The following is a 24,421-nucleotide window of genomic DNA, read 5'->3' as shown; positions in this document are numbered from 1 at the left end:
AGTCGGTTAAAACCGGACATTAAATTTTGCAACAATTGCTGCTTACCTCTTATTGTTAAAAAAGTGTTAAAAAGGTATTTAAAATGTGCTTTGTAAATACAATAATTAAAATTAATATACATTTGCTCTCATGAAATTATCCAGCCCCAATTTTTTCATTGCTGTTAGCTTACAGCTTGCTGCCATCAGTTTTTGCAGCGCACAATCAAACAAAAATGTTATTGCAACTTTGCAGGCCCCGCCACCAAAAATTGCCATTGACGGCGATGTTAAAGAATGGGGCGATAGCCTGCGTTATTACAATGCCGAGAAAAGGATTAACTATTCTATTGCCAATACTAAAGACACCCTTTATATGGCCATACGTGTTAATGATCATTCGGAGCAGATGAGGATTTTACATGCGGGCATTACTTTCACTATTGATCCCAAAGGCAAAAAGAAAGAAACTTTCAGCATAACCTTCCCATTGAATGTGGGTGGCAGCATATCACTACCCGAACCGAAAAAAGACGATATACCGAGCGAAGTTACCCAGGAAGACCGCGATGAACTGATGCGTCAGCGTATAACAAATTTGCGCGGTATTAAGGTGGTTGGTTTTAAAGATATTGAAACAGATATGATCACTACCTCTAATACTTACGGTTTTCAAACGGCTGTAAATTATGATGACAAGGGTTATCTGGTTTGTGAGGCCGCCATACCGATGAGCTTTTTTCATGCCGAGGGTATGGATAAAAATGAATGGGCCTTTAATTTCAAGATTAACGGCATACAGCACAAACAAAAGCCGGAAGGTGGACAAGGCCAGGATGGTGAAGGTGGCGGCGGTGGTATGGGTGGCCATGGCGGCGGCATGGGCGGTGGAATGGGCGGCGGCGGTGGTCGTGGCGGCAGAGGCGGCGGCCATAAAAGCGAAGCTCTGGGTGGAGAAGCACCGAGTGAGTTATCAAAATCAGAAGATTTTTGGGAGAAATATTATCTGGCTAAGTAGAATTGGCTAATTAGGTTTGATGCTTAATTGCATCAATATAGAATATATAACAAAGCCTGGGCAATTGTCCAGGCTTTGTTATTTGTTATCAAAAGTCGTTATGATTTTTTTACCAATATCAATACTACTTTATTAAAATCAGAAGAAGCATTAATGATTTTTCTGAACTGGTCAAACTGCGCCAGGGGATAAAAAGGCTTACGGTATTCTTCCATAATATGTACCGAAAGTACATTGCCTTTAATTTCATATCCCGATGCGAAACCCATTGTTAGCTCGCCATTATCTTTAAATGTTTGATCAATCTTCAGGTCATTCGCATTGCTGATGGTATAGCCATCGGGTATTATAAAGTCAATTTTTCTTTCTTCAATATGGCCAAAATCAATATCTACAGGTGCTTGTCTTGGCTTTTCCTGGTACATTTCAACTTGAGGCCCAATTGCCAATCCAATTTTTACGAGCAATTTATCGCCGGCACTTTCAATTAATGCGTCAGATTTTGTTTTTATATGAAGAACAACCGGCAGGTTGGAATTTGCATCTTCAAATTCTTTATTTAAAACTTCCGACGAAATGATATGGTCGGTACTGGAAACAGCCTTGGCCAACTCTTTAATGAAGGTTCTTTTTTGTTCATCATTAGCGAAGTTAAAGGCATCCCTCATACTAACGGCGTCATATCCGCCAAAACTCTCCCTTGAATCAATACTTAAGGAGTCGAGATTTTTATTAAGCTCCAGGCGGGAATCAATATTTTCGTATGATTGGGTATAATCTTCCAGTACAATGGGTTTTACTTCGGCTATGGCGGTTGTTAAGCTGCCAACAGAAATGGTTTTGCAGAAAAGGCCATTAGTGCCAGCCCATTCAGGTACAATCCATGGGTACCGGTAATCGGGCCTGCTTGGGGCAATAAATTTATTTTCAACAGGGAAATAAAATAGCGGATCATCACAATTGTTCCAGTTTTCAAACCCACGGTCAATAATATATTTACTCCTGTTACCGGTTAAAACAAATTGATATTTGATATCAAGGCTTTGAAAAATTGCTGCATATAAACGGGTAATGCCAATGGTGCCGGCTATTTTTTTCTGAATTACATTTTCCAGTTTATTGCCTTCCTCACTTTTTAAATCCTCGTTGTATGAATAACTTTTCTTTACAAAATTTTCCACTGCAGTAATTTTAGCTACTTCTCCGTTAAGCTTATCCCAGCCATTGTCAGCTACCATCTGGGTAACTTTTTTATATTCTTTGTCTGAATAATAAGTGTAGACGGCAAATATTCTTTTCGCAAGTTCTGTCCAGGTGAAAAGACGCTCCCCTTTGCGGATCATATCATTAAAGGACAGTTTGAACTCAATGCGCTCCAGGTTAGCGCCGTAAAAAGAGTATTTTTCGTCTTCGGCACCCGCTGTTTCTTTTATGTTGCATTGGGCTATTCTTTTACCGCTTATAACGGTATCAGTGGGCGATAGCGAAAAATTATAAGGCTTTATTTCAAATCTTAACCTATCTGGTGCAATAATGCTGAAAGTAGTTTGGAGTATCGGGATCCGCTCCTGTACAACCTCACGCCCAAAAAATGAAGTTGATCTTTTAAAAGTATACAGATATTCTACTTCACATCCCTTCTCCAGGCCGTCAAGCGCAAATATTTTGTAAACGCCGCCATCTTCTTCTTTAAGATCTTTTATGTTGTTTTTATCAAGCTCAATGATTTTTCCACCGGGCAGAATAGTGCGGGCTTTTACATCCACCACATCTGAAGTTTCGCTAAAGCCAAGGTATATTTTGTTAAAAGTTTCAATGCCACGGTCATCATTTATGTGGATTATCCGATGCAGCGTATAGTATTCTGCCACTTCATTTTTCGGTTCATCAATAAATTCAACTCTCCTGTTGTCATACAATACAACAGCCGATTCTTTACTGTATTTATTATCCAGATGGTGAATAGCAGGCTTATCTGCCCATTTTTCCCTTTCAATATTGCTGGTTTGACTAAATAGCTGTTGAAATGATAATACACCTATTATCAGGGAAAAGATTTGTTTTTTCATAAGGGTATTTAAATTTTTGTGAGGCTAAGGGTTTCTTTATATAACGGAAGCAGGTTTTCGAGTACCTTGTTCCATGGTTCAAACTGATCATTGGTGAGCATCAGGTTTTCATTGCTAAACTCCTGGGTTAGTATTACGTAATTGCCTTTTTGCTGGTATTGCAAATCAAATCCCCATACGCTGTTATGAAAGGTTTTGCTTTTAGGCAGATAGGAAACTTTATAGCCTTCTGGTATTTTAAGCATGGTAACATACTTCTTTACAAATTTGAAGCTATATTCAATTGGAGCTTTTCTGCGCGGATAGTCTATTTGTTCGTCATTAAAAAACTTAAACAAGTTTAGGTTTAAGTAATAATCGTTACCGAGCTTCTTAGCATAATCAGGCAAATTAAAGTTACCATACAATGAAATTTCATTTGTTGTTTGGGTTTTATCAACGCTAAAGGTGTCAAGATGAAATTTGTTCGATCCTCTTTCAAACTCATCTTTCATGTCTTCGTTCATATCTTTACTGCGCCAGTACATCAGTTTACCATACATTTCTGTAGAGAAATACCCGCTAAGCGTTTGTTTTATTTGCCCTTTTATACCATTTGGGCTTAGCTGAAGCCAGGTAGTATCGGTAAGGGTATTTTTATTGTCTTCAACGGCTGGTACTTTTAAAATTTTAAATTCCTTTTCACTGATGGCAATCATAGCTTCTTTATCCTGAATGCCTGATGATGGCATGCCAAAGGCACAGGTAGGGTCGGTAGCATCCAGAAAAATAAATTTATCATTAAGTTTAATGGCGCAAATCATGTGGTTGCTTACCAGCGGCAGCGGTGTCTGACTAAATTTGTAAGGTAAATCGCGGGTACCAATCCATGTAAAATAAGCCTGGACACCCGCTGTATTAAGCATTTCTGTAAGGATGCTGGCCATGTCCTTGCAATCGCCAAAGCGCCTGCTGCAAACCAGCCCCGCATCGCGGGGTACAAAGCCGCCCATCCCATCTTCAAAAGCAACATATTTAACATTGTGCTGCACCCACGAATAAATGCTGCGGGCTTTGCTTTCGGGAGTGGTAAGATTAGTAGTTAACGAATCAACAATATGTTTTAGGCCTGGGTTTACATCATTATTTACGGTTTTAATATAGCTGTAGTTAAGATTATACAGGTCTGTCGCATTTGATAAATAAGGAACCACATTGCCTTTATCATCCTTATAGTTTTCGATATAAAAAACAACATGTGGCGAATACCATGAAAAGCCAGGGGCATCGGGGTATTTTTTATCAGAAGGGCAGTTTTTGTACTGAAACGTATAAACATTATCGTGATGTTTGCTCTCTACATTTATGGTAATTTGGCTTGTATCAAGCCCTATCAGCTGATATTTTAAGGAGATATCTTTTGAAACTGTAATTTTTAATTCGCTGTTTGCTACCGGAATATACCTCGAAAAGTAAAACGGTGAAAGTAGGTGCGGATCTTTATTAAGTCGTGATACCTGCAGGGTGCCTATTGCACCCGGCTCAACAGCGGGGAAATTAAAAGTGGTTTCTTTTACATCATCATAAAAAACAAAGCTTTCTTTATCGGTGCTGGTTTTAAACTCACTCACCTTTAGTTTTTTATTGGCTGCCGTAAGTGTAAAAGCATTATAGTTAACTAACTGCTGAAAATCGCTGTGAGAAAAGCCAAATCCACCCATATAGGTCGTAGCACTACCCAGCAGGTATTCTATTTGCTGTACCTCGTTACTTTCTATATAGGGTTTGCCCTCTTTAAGGTTAATATTATACTCCAGCTTATTAGTAAGTAATACCGCTTTTTCGTCGGGAAACTGCTTGCGAAGCTCATCAAATGTTTGCGCTTTTGACGAATTTATGTGCAGCGATAAAAACGCAAGCGGAAATAAAATCAACAATTTATTTTTCATTAGTTACTGCTATAAGGTTATCATAATAATAGTACAGCGTTTTGATCAATTTTCCGTTTTCATCAAAATACTTTGTTGGGCCATTGCTTAACCCGTTTAAAAAGGTAGCCTCTTTTTTTAATTTGCCATTTGGATAATATTCGCGACCAATTCCGGTTACGTTATCGGTTAAATAATTATAATCATATTTAATAGCTCCGTTAGGGTAATATTCTTTTGATGAGCCTTCCAGAATGTCAAATGCCATATTTTCTGTAGAACGTAATTGGCCAGTACCATAATATATTTTGTTCAGGCCATTTTTGGCACCATCTCTATAAGAAACTTCGCGGGCAATTTTTCCATTTTGAAAATAGGCCTTTACGCTGCCATTAGCAGGGTCAATAGGGATAAATGGCACGAGCTTTCCATCGGGCCCGGTATAGGTATAGGCTTGCGGGGCATCGTCTTCAAAAAGCACCTGATAGGCTTGCGTTCCATCGGGATCATATTTTATGTGGAGGCCATTCAGCTCATCATCTTTATAGGTACTGGTAAAATCTTTACTGCCGTTGGGCAGAAAATAATTTTTAGTGCCATTAATCTGGTCATTTACATAATTAACTGTATTATATAGGCTACCGTCGTCTTCATTATAAAGTTTCCAAACGCCTGTTTTATTATTGTGAAGATATTTACCTTCAGCATATTTTTTGCCGCCGTAGTAATAGCTTACATAGTTGCTATCCAACATTCCGTTTTTATAGAATAAAGTACTTTGCAGGCTGCCATCAAAATAGAAATTTTTATATGGTCCTACCAAATCGCCATTTACATAATTGCCTAATGCCTTTATTTTACCGGTTGGATAAAGCAAAGTGTATTTTCCTGATGTTTTAGGGAAAGAATCAACAGCCAGCACATTGCCGGTAGTATCATACTGGGTCATTTGTTCCAGCCAGCCCAGGTGGTATTTTTGTTCTATACTTTTTTTGCCATTTGGGGTATATTCTTCTTTATACCCATTCAACTCGCCACCCTGATAGTATGCTTTAATGCTGATGTTACCCAACTCATTATAAGTTATCCAGAGTCCTTCATTCTCGTCATCTTTAAGCCATCCTTCCGCTTCCATCTGACCATTGGTGTAATAAGAAGAATAATAGCCATCTTCTTTGTCATCAACCATAGGTACTTCTGATTTCTTTTTGCCATTACGATAATAGGTAACAGAAGCGCCGTTTAATTTGCCGTTTTTGTAATTATTAACCTGGTATATCTTGCCCGAAGGATAGAATATGGTATCCGGGCCATCAGCGTTTCCTTTTTTATCATACCCGAAATGGGCTTTCTTTATACCTTTAGATGTATAAGTAATTATATCGGTAACATTACTGCTGCCGCCCGCGGAGCTTATCTGAGCACCGGCAGGATTAAAATACTTAGCTGACTTAACTACGCCATTGTCATAAATATATTTTGCGTAAACTTTTCCTTCTTTATTGTAATAAGTCTCTTCACCGTTTATCTTATCTTTTTTAGCATTGTATTCAAGTTCCAGCTGGCCGTTATCATAAAATTCCTGGTGAGGTCCCTCTTCATTGTCGTTGTTATAAGTGCGCTTCTCTTTAGGTTTGCCATTGTCGTAATAATACTTCCATTCGCCTATGGCTTTGTCTTTACTATAAACGCCCTCAGTTGATGGATTACCGCTTTCATAGTACGACTTATATGCGCCATCTGATTTACCATTTACATATTCCTGTACACTTTTTAAGGGGCCGGTTTTATAGTATTCCTTATTTGTGCCTGTAAGTACATCATTGGTATAATTGTATATGGCACGCAGGTTTCCGTTTGAATAATAATCATGCTCCTCGCCATCTTTTTTGTCCTGCTTGTAGTTGATTATTGCCCTTTTATTTCCGGAATAGAAGTAAGTGGTTGATATTCCATCCAGCTTGTCATTTACATCGTTTTCTATGGATGATAAATTACCATTTTGCTGATAATATAGTTGCTCGCCCTGTAACTTACCATTTTGGTAATGAACTTTTGATTTTAACTGACCGTTGAAGTAATAGAAAGACCAATCACCCTGGCGCTGACCATTTTCATCAAAACTACCAAAACCCCTTATATTCCCCTTTGAATAAAATAGTTTCCAGGGTCCGGTTAATATTTTGCCATTATTAGCAATTATGCCTTTGCCGGTAAGTTTGCCGTCCTCAAAAAGATAACGGTCTGTAATAAGGGTGCGTTTGTCTGATTGCAGTTCCCTTGTAGAACGGATAAGGTTAAAATAATCAGCAGCTTGGCTTATAAATGCATCTGATGCTTTTTTATTTTTTTTGATATAATCCTTTATAACAGGAAGGTTCACATTAGAGAAACAGTGATTCACAAAAAGCTCAAACTGGCCATCTTTATAAACCTGTTTAAAATAAGGCAGGTAATATTGGATCCAGAAATCGTTATTACTGTCGCTATATTCCAGTTTCTCTACTATCACCTGCATTTGACGACTAATCTGATCGTCCAATACGATGATTGGTTTATAACCTTTGTCGAACGCGATTTTTGATATTACAATATCCTCCATTTGCTGATAATTGGCATCGGGAGCTATAGCGCGGCTGTTTTTTAACTCCATAATGTCATCAGTGCTTTTTGAAATTTTGCTCAAAAACGCAATTGCTTTTCCGCTATACTTTCCTTCAGGATTTACCAGCAGGTAACCTACAAAGCTGATAAATGCAGGGATTATTTTTCCTTGCTTTAAGGCAACTACCCCCAGTTGATAATGAGCACTGTACATGTACGGATTAATAAGCAATGTTAGCTGAAGTACCTGTTCGGCATCCTGCAGCTTGTTTAATGACATCAATGTAATAGCCTTGTTAAAATATGACAAAGAATATGCAGGGTATTTAGCAATGGCTTTATCAAAAATTTTCAGAGCTTCATCATTTTGTTTAATGTCATTCAATACGTTTCCGTAAACATTATAAAAATCGGGTTCGTTTTCTGGTTGCTCTTTAAGCGCGAGCCCCTCTTTGCAATACTTTATTGCCTGGGTATACTGACTGTCGGCTTCACAAGTCATAGCTTTTTCGTATAAGCTTTCTACATAGTTAGTGTCGCTACGGCATATTTTATTATAAAGTACAAGTGCCTTTTTGTACTGACCAGAGTCATACAGCGCTACCCCTTGTTTGATGATGTCGCCGGAGTTTATTAATTCGATTTTTTGTGCTGAGGTAATCCGGGGGAATAAAAGAATCCCCAGAAAGAATAGGAAAAGGTATTTCATTACAATAAGGCAAAGTTTTAGTTAGAGGTGAAAATAGCGGTTTTTTTAGTTACGAAAGAAGAAATATTTACAACTATGTTTTAAGCTTATTGCTTACGGAAAATACCTGTAGATGGTTATTGAAATAATGATGAATAATTATCTTTTGCAGTTATCAGGAACTGGGGCGATACTTAATTAAGTATTAGGATAAAGTTCCTGCCGGATAGTAAACAGAGCCTGCTGTTCCACGTGTACCACTTTTGGTCAAAAAAAAGAGGGGTCTTCTGCAAAAGGATGAGCATAATGTATGCCTGTCACTTGCAGAAGACCCCTCGTTACTATTGGGTATGATATTTTAATTAGTATCCATTACCCTAACTTTCAGGAAGCTTGGGTTATCGCCAGAGGTATAAACCTTGTTGGTTGCTTTTTGAAAATCGGAAGGTTTGGCTTTCATAATGTCTTCAAACACCTGTGGATTGCGGTCAATCAGCGGGAACCAGGTGCTTTGTACCTGTACCATAATGCGGTGTCCTTTTTTGAAAGTGTGTAATATATCCTGTAGCTCAAAGTTTACCGGACTTACCTGGCCAGGTACAAATGGCTCCGGTTTTTCAAAGCTGTTGCGGAACTTGCCGCGCATAGCCTCGCCGCGTACCATTTGTTCATAGTGCGACAAATGAGTGTTGGTGCTCCACTGATTGTTTTTGGTGCTGTCCGGATAAACGTCAATAATCTTAACTATCCAGTCGGCGTCTGTACCGGTGGTTGATACTTTAAGATTGGCCCATATGTTGCCGGCAAGGGTAACATCGTTATCCAGTACATCAGTTTGGTAGGTTAATACATCCGGGCGGCTTTCGGCAAAACGCTGGTCGCCGGTCATGTATTCGCGTTTCATGTCGTTGTCAATACCATCAATAAAAGGCACCGGTTTGTTAGGGTCTGATATAAATTCATCAGGCGTGCTGTTAGCCATAGGTGCATCGAATGATAGCTTTCCACCCGGTAAAAAGTAAAGGTTTTTGTCAGTCGCTTCTTTAGGCGGCCAGGTGTTAAAGGTTTTCCATTGGTTAACTCCGGTTTGGAATGTTGATACTTTAGGGATATCGGTATCTGTACCTTTAAGGTAGTGACTGAAAAAGGCCAGCTCAATTTTTTCGCGGTAGTATGGACCTGTCTGGCTGCCGAAATCAACATCGCCAAGGTGATCGCCGGGACCGCGTGACCATCCGCCATGTACCCATGGACCCATCGTAAAATATATCGGGGTTGACGGATTGTTTTTTACCAGCGTTTTGTAGGTGTTTATAGCTCCGTATAGGTCTTCGGCATCATACCAGCCACCAGTAACCAGTACGGCGGTTTTAATGTCGTGCAGGTGGGTTAAAACGTTACGGTCTTTCCAGTGCTGGTCATAGTTCGGGTGGTCCAGCATTTCGTTCCAAAGGCGGATAGTATCTTTATAATATTTGTCGTTGGTGTTTTTCATGGTTTGCATGTTCATGAAAAACTCATAGCCATCCTCAGTACCAAAATCAAGCCTTGAACCACGACGCTGGGTAGGCTTATCATCCTGACGGTTGGTAAAGCCAGGGTAAAAGCTAAAGTTAGCAACCAGCATAAACGCACCATTATGGAATGCATCATCGCGGTACAGATCTGCAATAGGCGCCTGTGGTGATGCCGCAACCAGCGCAGGGTGACGACTCAGTAATGAAGTAGTGGTATAAAAGCCGGGATAAGAAATTCCCCATACACCTACTTTGCCATTGTTGTTAGGGATGTGTTTTAACAACCAGTCAATAGTGTCATAAGTATCCGTTCCTTCATCCACATCGTTTTTAGTTTTATGGATTTCTTTTTCAGGAGTCATTTCCTCATAAATGCCTTCGCTCATCCAGCGGCCGCGTACATCCTGGTAAACAAAGATATAACCGTCATGTAAAAACAGGGAAGATGGACCCAGGCTTGGTTTATATTTATCTTCGCCATAAGGTGCCACACTATAGCAGGTGCGGTCCATCATGAAAGGGTATTTTTTTGATTGATCTTTAGGCACATAAACCGAAGTGAAGAGTTTTTTGCCATCACGCATCGGAATCTGATACTCGTATTTGGTGTAATTTTCCTTTACATAGGCCGCATCAGCATTGTTTGGCTGGGCGCGTTGTGCCCAGGCCAGAGACGTTAATAGCAAAAAGCTGAGAACGGAGAGTATGAGTCTTTTCATTTATAAAATTAATAATTTTCTGAAACTAAGTATAAAACAAAAAAGACCCCGGCAAAACGGGGTCTTTAACAAAAATGTTACTTAAAACTTATTCGTTTATAGCTTTTACGCCAGGTAGTTCTTTACCTTCCATGTATTCCAATAAAGCACCGCCACCGGTTGATACATAGCTAACATCTTCTGTAAAATTAAACTTGGCTACTGCTGCGGCTGAGTCGCCACCACCTATCAGCGAGAAAGCGCCATTTTCAGTTGCTTTTACTACCGATTCGGCAATAGCTTTGGTTCCGGCTTCAAATTTCTCCATTTCAAAAACACCCATAGGGCCGTTCCATAAAATGGTTTTTGAACCTTCTACTACTTTTTTAAATTCAACTATTGAATCAGGACCGATATCTAAACCCATCCAGCCATCTTTAATATTGTTATTTGGAGCGATGTCTGTATTTGCATCGTTAGAGAAATTATCAGCAATAACAGAGTCAGTTGGTAATACCAGGTTAACACCTTTTGATTTTGCTTTTTCTATCAGCGTTAAAGCCAATTCTAATTTATCTTCTTCAACCAATGATTTTCCGATGTTACCACCCTGTGCCTTAGCAAAGGTATAAGCCATACCACCACCAATAATCAAACTGTCAACTTTATCCAACAGGCGTTCAATTAGTTCAATTTTGTCTGATACTTTTGCTCCGCCCATAATAGCGGTAAATGGTTTTACAGCACCGTTCAATACCTTTTCGGCATTATTAAGCTCAGCAGCCATCAGGTAACCAAAATATTTGGCACCAGGGAAAAATTGCGCAATAACCGCGGTTGAAGCATGTGCACGGTGTGCTGTACCAAAAGCATCGTTTACATAAATATCGCCAAGTTTTGAAAGCTTTTCAGCAAAGTCTTTATCACCTTTTTCCTCTTCTTTATAAAAGCGAAGGTTCTCTAATAACAACACCTCGCCTTTTCCTAAAGCTTTAGCTTTTTCAACAGCCTCAGCGCCAATACAATCATCGGCAAATTCAACTTGCTGACCCAGTAAATCAGCCAGATGGGGTACTAAATGTTTTAATGAATATTTTTCAGTCGGGCCATCTTTTGGTCTGCCAAGGTGCGACATCAGGATCACTGCACCGCCATCTTTTAATATTTTATTGATAGTTGGCAGGGCAGCCGTCATGCGGTTATCATCAGTGATATTATAATCTTTATCCAACGGAACATTAAAGTCAACACGGATAAGTGCCTTTTTGCCGGCAAAACTAATTTGATCTATTGTTTTCATAATGATTGACAAGCAATTTTTGAACCGGCAAATTGAGCAAATAATTCTAAATTCTGAATATTTAAGTTAAAAAGGTGTTGTAAGTAATAAAAAAATCACTGAATCTTAACATACATAGCATGGTGCGGTCCAATTCCAGGTACTTCAAACTCCGGCGAAACAATTTCAAAACCCACATTGAAATAGAACGGAATAGCTTTTTTCCGGGCATTGCACCACATATAATTCGCTTTTTGCCCACGCAGGTAAACAATAGCAAAATTAAGCAGCTGGTTACCCAATCCCTGGCCGCGATGCGCTTCAACGGTAGCCATACCGCGTAATTGGTAACCTGTACCCGTAAACTCGTCATAGCTTTGCGGATGGAATGATGCTACACAAGCCAACTTATCATTTACATAATAGCCTAAATGAAAAATACCTGCTACAGTATCTGATGGAAACCTGCACTCATCTAAAGTTAACCGGCCTTCGCGTAAAACCTCATTGCGAATGGGCAGCACATCATCACCGGTAATAAATTTGATCATCTATTTAAATTAAGGGGGAAATATTAATTGGGTAACGCACTTATTTTTACAACCAAATCGGCTAAACGGCTGGAGTAGCCCATCTCATTATCATACCATCCCACTACCTTCACCAGGCCGCCAACAATAGAGGTAAGCTTTGCATCAAAAATACAGCTGTGAGGGTTGTCCAGAATATCGGTTGAAACAATAGGATCTTCGGTGTATTCTAATACGTTTTTCATTGGCCCATCAGCTGCGTTTTTAAATGCCTGGTTAATAGCGGCAACGCTTGGTTGTTTTTTAAGGCTGCAGGTAAAATCGGTTAACGAGCCATTTAAAACAGGTACGCGGATGCCAGCACCGCCTAACCTGCCTTCCAAATGAGGGAAAATAGCAGTTATAGCTTTAGCTGCCCCGGTTGTTGTTGGGATGATAGATGCCGATGCTGCACGGGCACGACGTAAATCTTTATGAGGAGCATCATGCAGGTTCTGGTCGCCGGTCATGGAGTGTACGGTGGTGATATAACCATCAATAATTCCCCAATTATCATCCAGTATTTTTACCATTGCTGCCACGTTATTAGTAGTGCAGGAGGCGTTTGATAATATAGGTGACCGAAGGTCAACCAAGCCATCATTTACACCCAAAACAACAGTAGGTATATTTTTGTCAGTGCCGGGCGCCGATATAATTACCTGTTTGGCCCCTGCTTCCAGATGAAGGGACGCACTCTGTTTTGAAGTGAATTTTCCTGTCGATTCTATTACCAAATCGATATCCAACTCTTTCCACGGCAGGTTTACGGGGTTGGGCTCGGCCAGTACTTTTATGGTTTTTTTGTTGATGATGAGATGCTCACTATCAAAACTTACTTCTCCCTTAAAACCACGGTGAACAGAATCGTATTTAAATAAATGGGCAAGTGTTTCAGTATCGGTAAGATCATTAATGGCAACTACCGTAACTCCCGGCCTTTCTAAAATATTTCTTAAAAATATACGGCCTATGCGGCCAAATCCGTTTACAGCAATCCTCATCTCAATAAAATATGAGGTGCAAAATTACTAAAATAAAGCAGCAGTGAAATTATACAGGAAGCTAACACTCAAAAATTACCTGTAGCTGATGTAGCTGAATTTAGCAGAAATAAATGTGTTTATACAAATAAATTACGTAGAGCAAGACTTGAACGTTCTTTTGAACGAAGGAAAAAAGTGATCATCCAGTTAAACACCAACGAAACAGCAAGTATTAGCACAATAAGCACGGTGTTTCCATAACTTTTAAAAAGTAAAACCATTACAATTGATGCAATATTGATGCTAATTAAAATGCAGGTGGTTTGTAAATGATTAAAACCAAGCTTTAACATGCGGTGATGAATATGATTGCGATCCGCTGTAAATGGTGATACACCACTCGCTATTCTGATCACAAATACTCTTATGGTATCAAACACAGGGCCTATTAATATTGCGAAAGTTAATGCAGGTACTGCAAAAATATCAACAGTTGATGTGCCATCTACTCCTTTGCTTAATGCCATAAATTTGAGTGCCATTACCGCTGATATGAGTCCGATTAGCAATGAACCAGTATCGCCCATAAAAATTTTTGCAGGCGTGATATTGAATCTAAGGAAGCCTAAAATAGCACCCACCATAGCTAATGAAACGGCTGCCAGCTCATATTGATGGAGGTATATAAACAATGCAGCAAATGTGCTGTTGGCAACTATGCCTGTTAAAGCAGCTAAACCGTCAATGCCGTCAATTAAATTAAAGGCATTAATTAACAGCAGTATTAATAATATAGATACGCTGACGCTAAGTAAATAAGGAAGTTCATAAATACCAAAAACACCATACATGCTTTCAAGGCGTATGTTCCCTAATACAACTAATATGGCACAAACTATAAACTGAATTAAAAATTTGGTATTTGAATTTACACCAGAAAGATCATCTTTTAAACCCATTGCAAACAGTATAATACAAGCAGTAAGCAAGTAATTTATGGGTAATGACTGATCTGTCATGCAAAATAAGAGCGACGTGATGGTAAAGCTTACAAAAATGGCTACTCCGCCCAGACGTGGGATACCATGATCGTGCGATTTTCTGAAGTGTCCAAGATCATCATAAAGGTGCCTGAAACGGGCTACATGTAAAATTGATGGAATGGCAAATGAGGTAATGACAACGGAAAATATTACGATAAAGATGTAATAAAAAACCGTATAACTATGTAAAAAATCCATCATTTTAATAGTTTTAAAAGTAAATTTAACTATTTAGTATTATTAAATCGCCGAAATTAACCTACAATCGTTGGTTTTTCGGGGCGTTTATTATTAACATATCAACAAATCTTAAACGCAGGCTAAAAGTATTGGATAATTTTACGGGTTGGTTTCAGTACTATTGTTAGTATTGGAAGTAAAATACCATTACGGCGCATAGCCTTAAAGTCAAAGAACAATCCTTTTACGCGGCTGGTAAAATTTTTGTTGCTTGCTCCACCAACTTTCATTTTAACAATTACCTTTTTTAAATGAAAGGGATTAATCTTGTTCTGGTGTATAAATCTTAGCATTAGTTCGTAATCCGCAGCGGTTCCGTATTCAAGGCTGTAAAAGCCATATTCATTAAATAAATTTCTGTTACAATAAAAAGTTGGATGCGGAGGCATCCATCCCCAGTTAAATTTACCAGTGTTGTATTTACCCGAACGCCACTTACGAATAATCTCACCCTCCGGACTTATATAGTCTAGATCGGCATATACTACTTTAGTGTCGTTTTGTATAAACGCTTCTGCAATGGATGCTAAAGCATTTGAGTCGGCGAAAAAGTCATCGGCGTGCAAAACCCCAATAATATCTCCGGTAGCTATTCTGATCCCTTTATTAATAGCATCGTAAATCCCTTTATCGGGTTCTGAAACCAAAATAGCTATATTATCCGTATAAGCCCTTATGATGTCAAGGGTATTGTCGGTAGAGGCACCATCAATAATAATATATTCGAAGTTTTTAAAAGTTTGCCCAATAACGGATTCAATACAACGGCTAATGGAGTTTTGGGCATTAAAAGAGACGGTAATTAAAGAAATTTTAAAATCCTGCACTTAGCTAAAAATACGCTGTTTATACTGCCAAAATTATGTAAATTTGGCAAAGTTCCCTAATAAATTAGACATTTAAAAGAACCAAGGCAGGTATGCGCGTTTTAAATTTTACTTATTTAACTGTTGCGATATTTTTATTTTGCACCTCATGTTCAGATAAACAATATCAAACCCTTTTCCTTCAACAAAAAGCGCTTTCCGATAGTACGTCCAAAAAAGCCAGTGTTAAGACTGTTGATTACCAGATAAAATCACAGGATATTTTACAGATAAGGAATTTACAGGATATTAAATATATTGTAAATGAATCGCCAATTACTGCAAATGCATCTGGAAATAACGCTTCACAGGGACAGGAATTTCAAGTGCAGGATGATAGTACTGTGGCTTTGCCGGTAATAGGTCATATTAAAGTTATAGGGCTTACCCGGGCCGAAGCACAGAAATTAATAGAAGATCAATACCGCAAAGTATTGCTTAAGGATCCGATAATTGATTTGAAGATTATTAACCTTAAGGTAACTATATTGGGCGAAGTAAGAGGCCAGGGTAATTATGTATTAACGAAAGATCGCACAAGTTTGGTTGAAGTTATAGGTCAGGCAGGTGGACTAACTGATAGAGCTAACGAAAAAAATGTTAAAATTATTCGCGGTACGGAAGCAAGTCCCAAGGTAATAAATGTAGACCTTGCTGATATTGGGTCTATAAATGATCCTAAAACTATATTGCAAAGCGGCGATATTATTTATATTGCTCAAAATAAGCGCGCAGCACGTAGCGATAATCTTCAAAGCTTTACTGTTATTTTTCAGCCCGCATTATTATTATTTAATACAGCACTAATAATTTTTACGCTTATCCACAAATAAGTAGATGGAAGAAACCGAGAAGATAAAGCATAAACTGCCGAGTCAGGAGATAGATTATTTTAAGATAGCCCAGATACTTTTAAGCAGGTGGTATTGGATAGCCGGATCGTTGCTGGCTTGTATGATTATGTCGAATTTATATTTATGGTATACACCTAAAGTATATGCAACATCGGCAACAATGAAATTTGAAGAAAAGAAATCGGAGATTCCAGATTTGGTTGGTATTACTACCAGTACTGAGAGGGCTTCTGCTTCAAAAATTCAAAGCGAAACCATTGTATTGCAAAGTACGCCTTTATTACTAAGTGCCATAAAGCAACTGGATTACCGTATTAGCTTTTTTGTGGTAGGCCGTGTTTTAAACCGTACCAGTGAATTATATCCGGCTAAGCCCATTAATGTAGAGCTGGTAAAGTTTGATAGTTTGAACTTTTTTCGTGATTTGGTTACCTTTAATCCGGTTAATAATAAGAGCTTTGATATAAGTTATAAGAGCGCAGGCAAAACGATTAATCAAATTTGCCATTATAATGTTCCGTTTACCATCGGGCCAACATCATTCAGTATCAGTTATCCTGGTGAGCTACCAAAAACATCTTCCTTTTTATTTAAATTAAATGCTCCGGAAGATTTTATTTGGCGTGTTAGGGGAGGCTTCCACACCAATGAGGCTGCTAAAAACTCAAATATCATTTCATTACAGGAAACAGATTTAAACCCCCAGTTTGCGGCTGATATTTTAAATGCTATAATGAAAGAGTATTTAAATTATGATCGTAACCAAAGGACGCAATCGGCTACCCAAATGATTCAGTTTATTGACAATCAGCTGGATTTTTTGTCAAAGGAAGTAAGAGGGTCTGAAAATTCTATCACTCAATATAAACAGAATAAAAAAATACTGGATGTATCATCTGCTTCTGAGTTGGCTACCGGCAAAGAAAAAGACCTGGGTACGCAGATATCATTATTAAAAATTGAATTAATTGCACTTGACGAGGTAAAACAGGAAATAATAAAAGGGAAAGATAATTTAAATTTAAATTTCAACCTTAATGGACTTAGTGACCAGGAATTGGCTACCTCTATTACGGCATTAAATAATTTAATTTCTGAAAAAAATTCCTTATTAAAAACTTATAATAGTAATTCACAACCGATACTGGATATTAACCAGCAAATTTTACAGATAAAAAACAATGCTCTAAATAGTATTAACTCTACAAATAAATCAATTGAAGGCAAAATAAAGTATTTGAATGATCAGCTTGCACCTGTAAACCAGCAAATATTATTATTGCCAACAGCAGAGCGTGATTTGGTGGGTTTAAAGCGCGATTATGAGATTAATGATAAAGTTTACTCTTTTCTTTCGGAAAAGAAGCTTGATGCACAAATAAGCAGTGCCGGTATTATGCCTGGTGCTACCATTATTGATGTGGCACAGCCTAACTTTAACCCCGTATCGCCAGATGTAAGTGGCATACATCGTACGGCAATAATTTTTGGTTTAATAATAGGATTGGGCTCAATTATTTTAATCAGGGTTTTAAATCCTTTTATTTATGATAAGGAAACCATAGAAAGCTTAACGTCTATTCCAATTATTGGAGTTATCAGGAAGTTTCCTGAAGAAATTGATGAATATAGTACTCAGATATTAGCTATTAGTAAGCCCAAATCAATATTTGCCGAATCAGTGCGTTCGGTACGTACCAATTTAAGCTTCATTGCATCCGATAAAAAAGTTAAAGTAATCTGTATAACTTCAGAAGTAGCCGGTGAGGGGAAATCATTCGTAGCCGTAAATTTATCAAGTACTTTATCACTTATTGATAAAAAGGTAATTTTGATTGCTGCGGATTTACGTCGTTCAAAATTGCACAAAACATTCCATGTGCCTAATGATATCGGATTAAGTAATTACCTGGCCAATCAATGTGATGTTAATGATATTATTAATCATTCATCTCAAAAAAACCTGGATTTTATTATATCTGGCCCCGTTCCTCCAAACCCTTCCGAGCTTTTGCATTCTGACAGGATGGGTAAATTGATCAGTGAACTTAAGCAGATGTATGATATCATCATGGTTGATACAGCACCTATTGGTCTTGTATCAGATGCTATTCCCTTAATAAGGGTTAGTGATATTAATCTTTTTGTAATACGTTCAGGAAAGTCAAAATTTTATGCAGCTACAGTTCCTCAGCGTATTGCCCAGGAATACCATTTGGATAATACGGTGATAGTGCTTAATGCATTTGCTCAGGATCTTTTACATTCCAGATATTATACTACCAAATTTACAGGGGATAGTTACGGAGCGAAATATTATTACTATTCAGATTATACTGGTTACGAAAGTTCAGGATACTATGTAGATACCGAAAAGAAAAAATGGTGGAATATTAAGAGGTGGTTCACAAAATAAAATCGTGCAGGGCATAAATGATTGGTTTAAAGGTAAATAATAATGCCAGTAAGTGGTATCCGGTTCATACACATGCAAAAGCCGAAAAAAAAGCTTACGAGGCATTAACAAGAAAAGGGATCGAAGCTTACTTGCCTTTACAAAAGCAACTTAAGCAGTGGAGTGACAGGAAGAAATGGATTGAAGAGCCTTTTATTAAGTCGTACCTTTTTGTGAATATTAAAGAAAATGAGCTAACTGATGTGTTAACAACCAAAGGAATAGCCCGTTTTATATATTTTTCCGGAAAAGCTGCTTCGATTCCTGAGGTTCAGCTGGCAAATCTTAAATTATTAATTTCAAGTGCCGTCGAATTGGAAATTACCGAAGAAAATTTGCAGCCCGGAGAAAAGATCATGATTAAAGCTGGTCCACTTAAAGGGTTTAAGGGTGAGATAGTTTCTTATCGTTCTCAAAAACAGCTTGCATTACGTCTGGAAAATTTGGGTTATTCAATAATCATTCATGTTGCGGCATCAATGATTGAAAGATATTAGAAGGTTAACTAAGCGTGTTCTTATCTTATTTATAACGCGCCAAAAATACAGTTAAACCTGATTAGGTAAATAATTGATTAATAATAGGTTGCATTTAAAGTGTGTGACTTACAGGGCGGAGCTGTAAAAATTAGCCAAGTATGTGCAGGATAGCAGGAATAATATCAAACCGGTTAACGCCGGGTGAGATCAATGAAAAAGTTAGCTTAATGTGCAATGCATTAAAGCATGGCGGCCCTGACGATGAGGGTATCTTTTTTGATGAAAAGGTTAAACTTGCCTTTGGTCATCGGAGGCTTTCAATTATTGATTTAAGCAAGAACGGGCATCAGCCTATGGCTGATATTCAACAACGGGTTTGGATCTCTTTTAATGGCGAGATCTACAATTATTTAGTATTAAAGCAAGAACTGTTAAAGTTAGGGGTTAAATTTAATTCTAATACTGATACTGAGGTTATTATAAATGCCTATTTGCAATGGGGTACAGATGCTTTTTCCCGAATTAACGGAATGTTTGCTTTTGCATTGTATGATAAGGAAAATGCAACCACCTACCTGGTACGTGATACCAGTGGCATAAAGCCTTTGTACTATAATGTAAGTCAGGGACAGCTAAGTTTTGCTTCAGAAGTAAGAGCTTTTAAAGCAGCAAACATTGTAACGGAAGCTGATCAGAACTGGGCTGTGCGATTTTTGGCTTTTGGTCATATTCCGGAACCTTACACAACGTTAAAGGAAGTGTATAGCCTTGCAAAAGGGAATTATTTATGCTGGCATCATCATAAAAATAGTTTTGAAATTGTTCCATATCAGAAAAGTAAAAGTGTTTTATCATATATAACGGATATTAATGAGGCTAAAGAACAGATACGGAATTCTTTAAAAGCATCTGTAAAAAGCCAGCTGATTGCTGATGCCCCGATAGGTGTTTTTTTAAGCGGGGGTATTGATTCAAGTTTACTTACTTTATTGGCCAACGAGCAAAAAGAACAACAGCTCAAAACCATTTCCATTTTCTTTAATGAAAAAACCTACGATGAACGGGCTTATCAAAATCTTGTTTTAGACAAGATATCCGGAGAAAAATTTGCGCATTTAGTACAACAGAAAGAATTTGAGACGTTTTTACCGTCCATTATCAATGATATGGATATGCCAACAACAGATGGTATTAATAGTTGGTTTATAAGTAAATATGCACACGAAGATGGACTGAAGGCTGTTTTGTCAGGTGTTGGTGCTGATGAGCTTTTTGGAGGGTACCCATCATTTAACAGAATTAAGTATTTTAAATATTTAAGAAAAACTCCTGAATTTGCAGCACATTTAGCTAATTATTTTAAGGAGGATAAATATAGGAAGTTGTCTTTTCTTGCACATAAACACTACTTGGCCGATTATTTATTGCTTAGAGGCTTATTTGTACCTGCTGATATTGCCAAAATTTTAGGTGCAGATATCAATCAAATAGAACAAATTCTGTTTAATGAACCGCAGCTGTCTGGACTCGATAATTACGATGGAGAAAATGCGTCATGGTTTGAAACCAATTTATATATGCAAAATCAATTACTTAGAGATACTGATGTAATGAGTATGCAGCATGGCCTGGAAGTAAGGGTGCCATTTTTAGATGAAGATTTTCAGCAATTAGCTGCAAGTATTTCTCCTGAAATAAGATTTGATAGTAAACAACCTAAAAAGATATTAATTGATACTTTTACAGACATTTTACCTGAATCGGTATGGAACAGACCAAAAATGGGATTTACATTCCCATTTCAACAATGGATGGGCTTGCATCAGGAGATAGGGAATGAGCACCTTTACAAAAGTGAAATAGCAAAAAAATCAATTCGTAAATTTAAAAAGGGTGAAATGCATTGGGCAAAAGCTTTTGCTCTTTACCAGGTACAACTTCATGGGTAAAAAAGTAGTTTTATTTTCTTTACAAACATTTAGTAGCATGGGGGGCATCCAAAAAATGACCCGTACCCTTTCGCATGCATTAAATGTTTTGGCAAAACGAAATAATTGGAGTTTTGAACTATGGTCTGTTTATGATTCAAATAATGACGTAATAACGGATTATCTGCCAGCAGAAAATTTTAAGGGTTTTAAGAAAAAACGTACACTATGTACGCTTAAAACAATATTAGCTGCTCCAAAACTGGATATTGTTATTTTAAGCCATGTTAACCTGGCTGTTCTTGGAATACTGGTTAAAATGATAAATCCAAAATGTGAAATTTGGCTAATTGCACATGGTATAGAAGTTTGGAGGCCTCTGTCAAAAACTAAAAACCTGTTTTTAAAACGTTGTGACAAAATAATTAGCGTAAGTGAATTTACCAGGCAGCAAATGATACTGCGCCATCCGGTAAATGAAGAAAAATGTTTTGTTTTAAATAATGCAATTGACCCTTTCTTGAAACTGCCAACCGTATTTTCAAAGCCGGAACATTTACTTAAACGGCACAGATTTAAAGATACTACGCCGGTAATACTTACATTAACCCGTTTGGCATCGTCTGAGCAGTATAAAGGACACGATCAGGTTATTAAGGCATTGGGCAATTTAAAAAGTAAATTTCCAGATTTAAAGTATATCCTTGCAGGTAAGCATGATCATAAAGAAGAAATCAGGATACAGAAATTGATCTCAAACAGTAAAGTAGATGAAGAGCTTATACTTACCGGATTTGTTGAGGATAATGAGCTTTCTGATTATTTTTTACTGGCCGATCTGTTTGTTTTACCGAGCAAAAAGGAAGGATTTGGAATTGTATTTATTGAAGCTATGGCCAATGGCTTACCTGTAATATGTGGCAATGCTGATGGCAGTGTTGATGCTATCCGCAATGGCGAGTTAGGCACCGCTATAAATCCTGACAGCCCTGTTGAACTGGAAGCTGCCATCATTAATCATTTAGAAAATCCTGTATCGCTTAGCCAACGAAAGGAACTTCAAGAAAAGTGCCTTCGTTATTTTAACGAAGATGTTTATATAAGTAACCTCGAAAAACTATTTTTTAATGCATAACCTGGCTGAAGAGTGGGATATTGAAATTACATCGCGTAATAACCTTTTTGATTTAAAACTTAAAGATGTTTGGCACTACCGCGATTTGCTGGCATTACTGGTACGGCGGGATTTTGTTGCCTTTTACAAGCAAACTATTTTAGGGCCATTATGGTTTTTTATTCAGCCACTGTTTACAACAATCATATATACTTTTGTATTTGGCAATCTGGCAAATATATCAGCTGATGGGTTGCCTAAGCCGCTTTTTTACCTGGCGGGCATTACCGCATGGAACTATTTTGCTGATTGTCTTACTAAAACATCAACCGTATTTACGGCTAATTCAGGCCTGTTCGAAAAGGTTTATTTTCCGCGGTTAATTGTACCACTAAGTATTGTGGTATCTAATTTAATCCGCTTTGCGGTGCAGATGCTGTTGTTTGTTGTAATGATGTTTGCTTATTATCTTAAAGGTGCCTCGTTTCATCCCAATGCATATTTATTATTGTTCCCCTTGTTATTATTATTAATGGCAATGCTGGGTTTAGGTTTGGGGATGATCATTTCGGCCCTTACTACAAAATACCGGGATCTTAGCTTCCTGATTACTTTTGGCGTACAATTGATGATGTATTTAACAACAGTAATCTATCCATTATCAACCGTTAAACAAAAATACCCAACTTATGAATGGTTGGTTGAGTATAACCCCATGACCTCCATTATTGAGTGTTTCAGATATGGCTTTTTAGGGCAGGGAACGTTTACCATGGTATCATTAGCAATAACAACAGCAATAACTGTTTTAATTTTGTTAATTGGCATTATAGTGTTTAACCGAGTAGAGAAAAATTTTGTAGATACGGTATAATGACAAAAGTTATTCAGGTTGAAAACCTTTCAAAAGCATACCGTTTAGGCGAAATAGGTACAGGTACCATATCAAAAGATCTTGAACGTTTTTGGGCCAGGATGCGTGGCAAAGAAGATCCTTTTCTGAAAATAGGCGAAGTAAATGATCGTACCATTAAAGGCGGCAGTGATGTTGTTTTGAGCTTAAAAGATATCAATTTCGAAATTGAGAAGGGAGATGCGGTAGGTATAATAGGCCGTAATGGGGCAGGTAAAAGCACATTGCTCAAAATATTAAGTCGTGTTACTGCACCAACCACTGGTTCGGTAAAAATAAAAGGACGCATAGCCAGCTTACTGGAAGTAGGTACAGGCTTTCATCCCGAATTAACAGGTAAAGAAAACATTTTTTTGAACGGGGCCATTTTAGGCATGCGCAAAGCCGAAATTAAACGCAAGTTTGATGAAATTGTTGATTTCTCGGGTGTTGACCGTTATATTGATACACCAGTAAAAAGATATTCATCAGGTATGTACGTGCGCCTGGCATTTGCTGTTGCAGCCTACCTTGAATCGGAAATATTAATTGTTGACGAAGTTTTAGCCGTTGGTGATGCCGAGTTTCAAAAGAAGTGTCTCGGGAAAATGGGTGATATCAGCCAGGGACAAGGTCGTACCGTTTTGTTTGTGAGCCATAATATGGGCGCAATTAAAAAATTGTGTAACCAGGCTATAATCCTTGATAAAGGGTCTATTTATTCAAAGGGCAATACCAGCGACGGAATTACGGCTTATACCCAGCTTCAAAACATAAATAAAGCTATTAATTATAGCAACAATGATCCGGGTAAAAAATTCAGAGAAGTAACTATTGAAGATAATAAGGGTCGGCTGAAATCTGATTTCAGCTTTGATGAAAATGTCAACGTCCGGCTGAAATTCGAAGTTGGCCAACGAGATCTGAATGCAGCTATGGGCATTAAGATACTGGATGATTTAGAAAGATGTATATTCACTTCCGAGAAAAAAGTAGGTGAAATCGTGAAGCATGCTGGCGAATCAACTGCTGTAATAACCATACCGCGAGAAATGTTATCGCCAGGTCATTACAGGGTTACTTTTGGTATGCATGTTCCCAATGTTGAAATAATTGAAGTAATTACAGATGTTCTGCACTTTGAAATATTGGAAACTGGAACCGATTTTTATCAATTTAGTGGGGCAGATATGGGTTGTGTTTTCGTGAATTGCGATTGGAAAATATTATAATTAA

17 protein-coding genes are annotated in these 24,421 nt (G+C 37.9%); 8 read left to right on the top strand and 9 right to left on the bottom strand.

Annotated elements, in window-relative coordinates; translation table 11 throughout:
• Positions 1-130 precede the first annotated feature (130 nt).
• Positions 131-997 carry a hypothetical protein gene (locus JN11_RS12745; RefSeq protein WP_144913097.1) on the top strand — a complete coding sequence of 289 codons (867 nt, stop codon included), beginning with the start codon at positions 131-133 and terminating at the stop codon, positions 995-997.
• A 98-nt stretch (positions 998-1,095) separates the two neighbouring features.
• On the opposite strand, the gene JN11_RS12740 is transcribed toward JN11_RS12745, so the two are convergent.
• The 9 genes from JN11_RS12740 to JN11_RS12700 form a co-directional block, all read right to left on the bottom strand.
• Positions 1,096-3,066: a DUF3857 domain-containing protein gene (locus tag JN11_RS12740; RefSeq protein ID WP_144913096.1), complete on the bottom strand. Its 1,971-nt coding sequence runs from the start codon at positions 3,064-3,066 to the stop codon at positions 1,096-1,098.
• 8 nt (positions 3,067-3,074) lie between these two features.
• Positions 3,075-4,994: a DUF3857 domain-containing protein gene (locus JN11_RS12735; RefSeq protein ID WP_144913094.1), complete on the bottom strand. Its 1,920-nt coding sequence runs from the start codon at positions 4,992-4,994 to the stop codon at positions 3,075-3,077.
• Positions 4,984-8,286 (bottom strand): toxin-antitoxin system YwqK family antitoxin, encoded by a 3,303-nt coding sequence (locus JN11_RS12730; RefSeq protein WP_144913093.1) that lies wholly within the window; start codon positions 8,284-8,286, stop codon positions 4,984-4,986. Before JN11_RS12730 ends, JN11_RS12735 begins: the two co-directional genes overlap by 11 nt.
• A gap of 337 nt (positions 8,287-8,623) precedes the next feature.
• Complete coding sequence (locus JN11_RS12725) at positions 8,624-10,501, bottom strand: CocE/NonD family hydrolase (protein WP_144913091.1); 1,878 nt, start codon at positions 10,499-10,501, stop codon at positions 8,624-8,626.
• Positions 10,502-10,589: 88 nt separating this feature from the next.
• Positions 10,590-11,780, bottom strand: coding sequence for a phosphoglycerate kinase (locus tag JN11_RS12720; RefSeq protein ID WP_144913089.1), 1,191 nt, complete (start codon positions 11,778-11,780; stop codon positions 10,590-10,592).
• A gap of 95 nt (positions 11,781-11,875) precedes the next feature.
• A complete protein-coding gene (locus tag JN11_RS12715; protein ID WP_144913088.1) occupies positions 11,876-12,310 on the bottom strand; it encodes a GNAT family N-acetyltransferase in 435 nt (144 codons plus the stop codon).
• Between the two features lie 23 nt (positions 12,311-12,333).
• Complete coding sequence (gene gap, locus JN11_RS12710; protein WP_144913086.1) at positions 12,334-13,332, bottom strand: type I glyceraldehyde-3-phosphate dehydrogenase; 999 nt, start codon at positions 13,330-13,332, stop codon at positions 12,334-12,336.
• Positions 13,333-13,451: 119 nt separating this feature from the next.
• Positions 13,452-14,558 (bottom strand): MraY family glycosyltransferase, encoded by a 1,107-nt coding sequence (locus tag JN11_RS12705; protein WP_246139004.1) that lies wholly within the window; start codon positions 14,556-14,558, stop codon positions 13,452-13,454.
• Between the two features lie 119 nt (positions 14,559-14,677).
• Positions 14,678-15,424, bottom strand: coding sequence for a glycosyltransferase family 2 protein (locus JN11_RS12700; RefSeq protein ID WP_144913084.1), 747 nt, complete (start codon positions 15,422-15,424; stop codon positions 14,678-14,680).
• Positions 15,425-15,516: 92 nt separating this feature from the next.
• On the opposite strand from JN11_RS12700, the gene JN11_RS12695 reads away from it, so the two are divergent.
• From JN11_RS12695 to JN11_RS12665, 7 genes are all read left to right on the top strand, one after another.
• Complete coding sequence (locus JN11_RS12695; RefSeq protein ID WP_144913083.1) at positions 15,517-16,296, top strand: polysaccharide biosynthesis/export family protein; 780 nt, start codon at positions 15,517-15,519, stop codon at positions 16,294-16,296.
• A 4-nt stretch (positions 16,297-16,300) separates the two neighbouring features.
• On the top strand, positions 16,301-18,733 hold the full coding sequence (locus tag JN11_RS12690; protein ID WP_144913081.1) for a GumC family protein: 2,433 nt from the start codon (positions 16,301-16,303) through the stop codon (positions 18,731-18,733).
• 17 nt (positions 18,734-18,750) lie between these two features.
• Entirely contained in the window at positions 18,751-19,269 is a 519-nt protein-coding gene (locus tag JN11_RS12685) for a UpxY family transcription antiterminator (protein WP_144913079.1), read from the top strand.
• Between the two features lie 140 nt (positions 19,270-19,409).
• Positions 19,410-21,200, top strand: coding sequence for an asparagine synthase (glutamine-hydrolyzing) (gene asnB, locus JN11_RS12680; RefSeq protein ID WP_144913078.1), 1,791 nt, complete (start codon positions 19,410-19,412; stop codon positions 21,198-21,200).
• Positions 21,193-22,314, top strand: coding sequence for a glycosyltransferase family 4 protein (locus JN11_RS12675; RefSeq protein WP_144913076.1), 1,122 nt, complete (start codon positions 21,193-21,195; stop codon positions 22,312-22,314). The genes asnB and JN11_RS12675 overlap by 8 nt, the downstream gene beginning before the upstream one ends.
• Entirely contained in the window at positions 22,307-23,167 is an 861-nt protein-coding gene (locus tag JN11_RS12670; protein WP_144913074.1) for an ABC transporter permease, read from the top strand. Before JN11_RS12675 ends, JN11_RS12670 begins: the two co-directional genes overlap by 8 nt.
• Positions 23,167-24,417 carry an ABC transporter ATP-binding protein gene (locus JN11_RS12665; protein ID WP_144913072.1) on the top strand — a complete coding sequence of 417 codons (1,251 nt, stop codon included), beginning with the start codon at positions 23,167-23,169 and terminating at the stop codon, positions 24,415-24,417. Before JN11_RS12670 ends, JN11_RS12665 begins: the two co-directional genes overlap by 1 nt.
• Positions 24,418-24,421: the final 4 nt, after the last annotated feature.

It is taken from the genome of Mucilaginibacter frigoritolerans (genome assembly GCF_007830615.1).
In the GTDB taxonomy this organism is placed as follows: domain Bacteria; phylum Bacteroidota; class Bacteroidia; order Sphingobacteriales; family Sphingobacteriaceae; genus Mucilaginibacter; species Mucilaginibacter frigoritolerans.
This window is presented reverse-complemented; position numbering and strand designations above follow the sequence as displayed.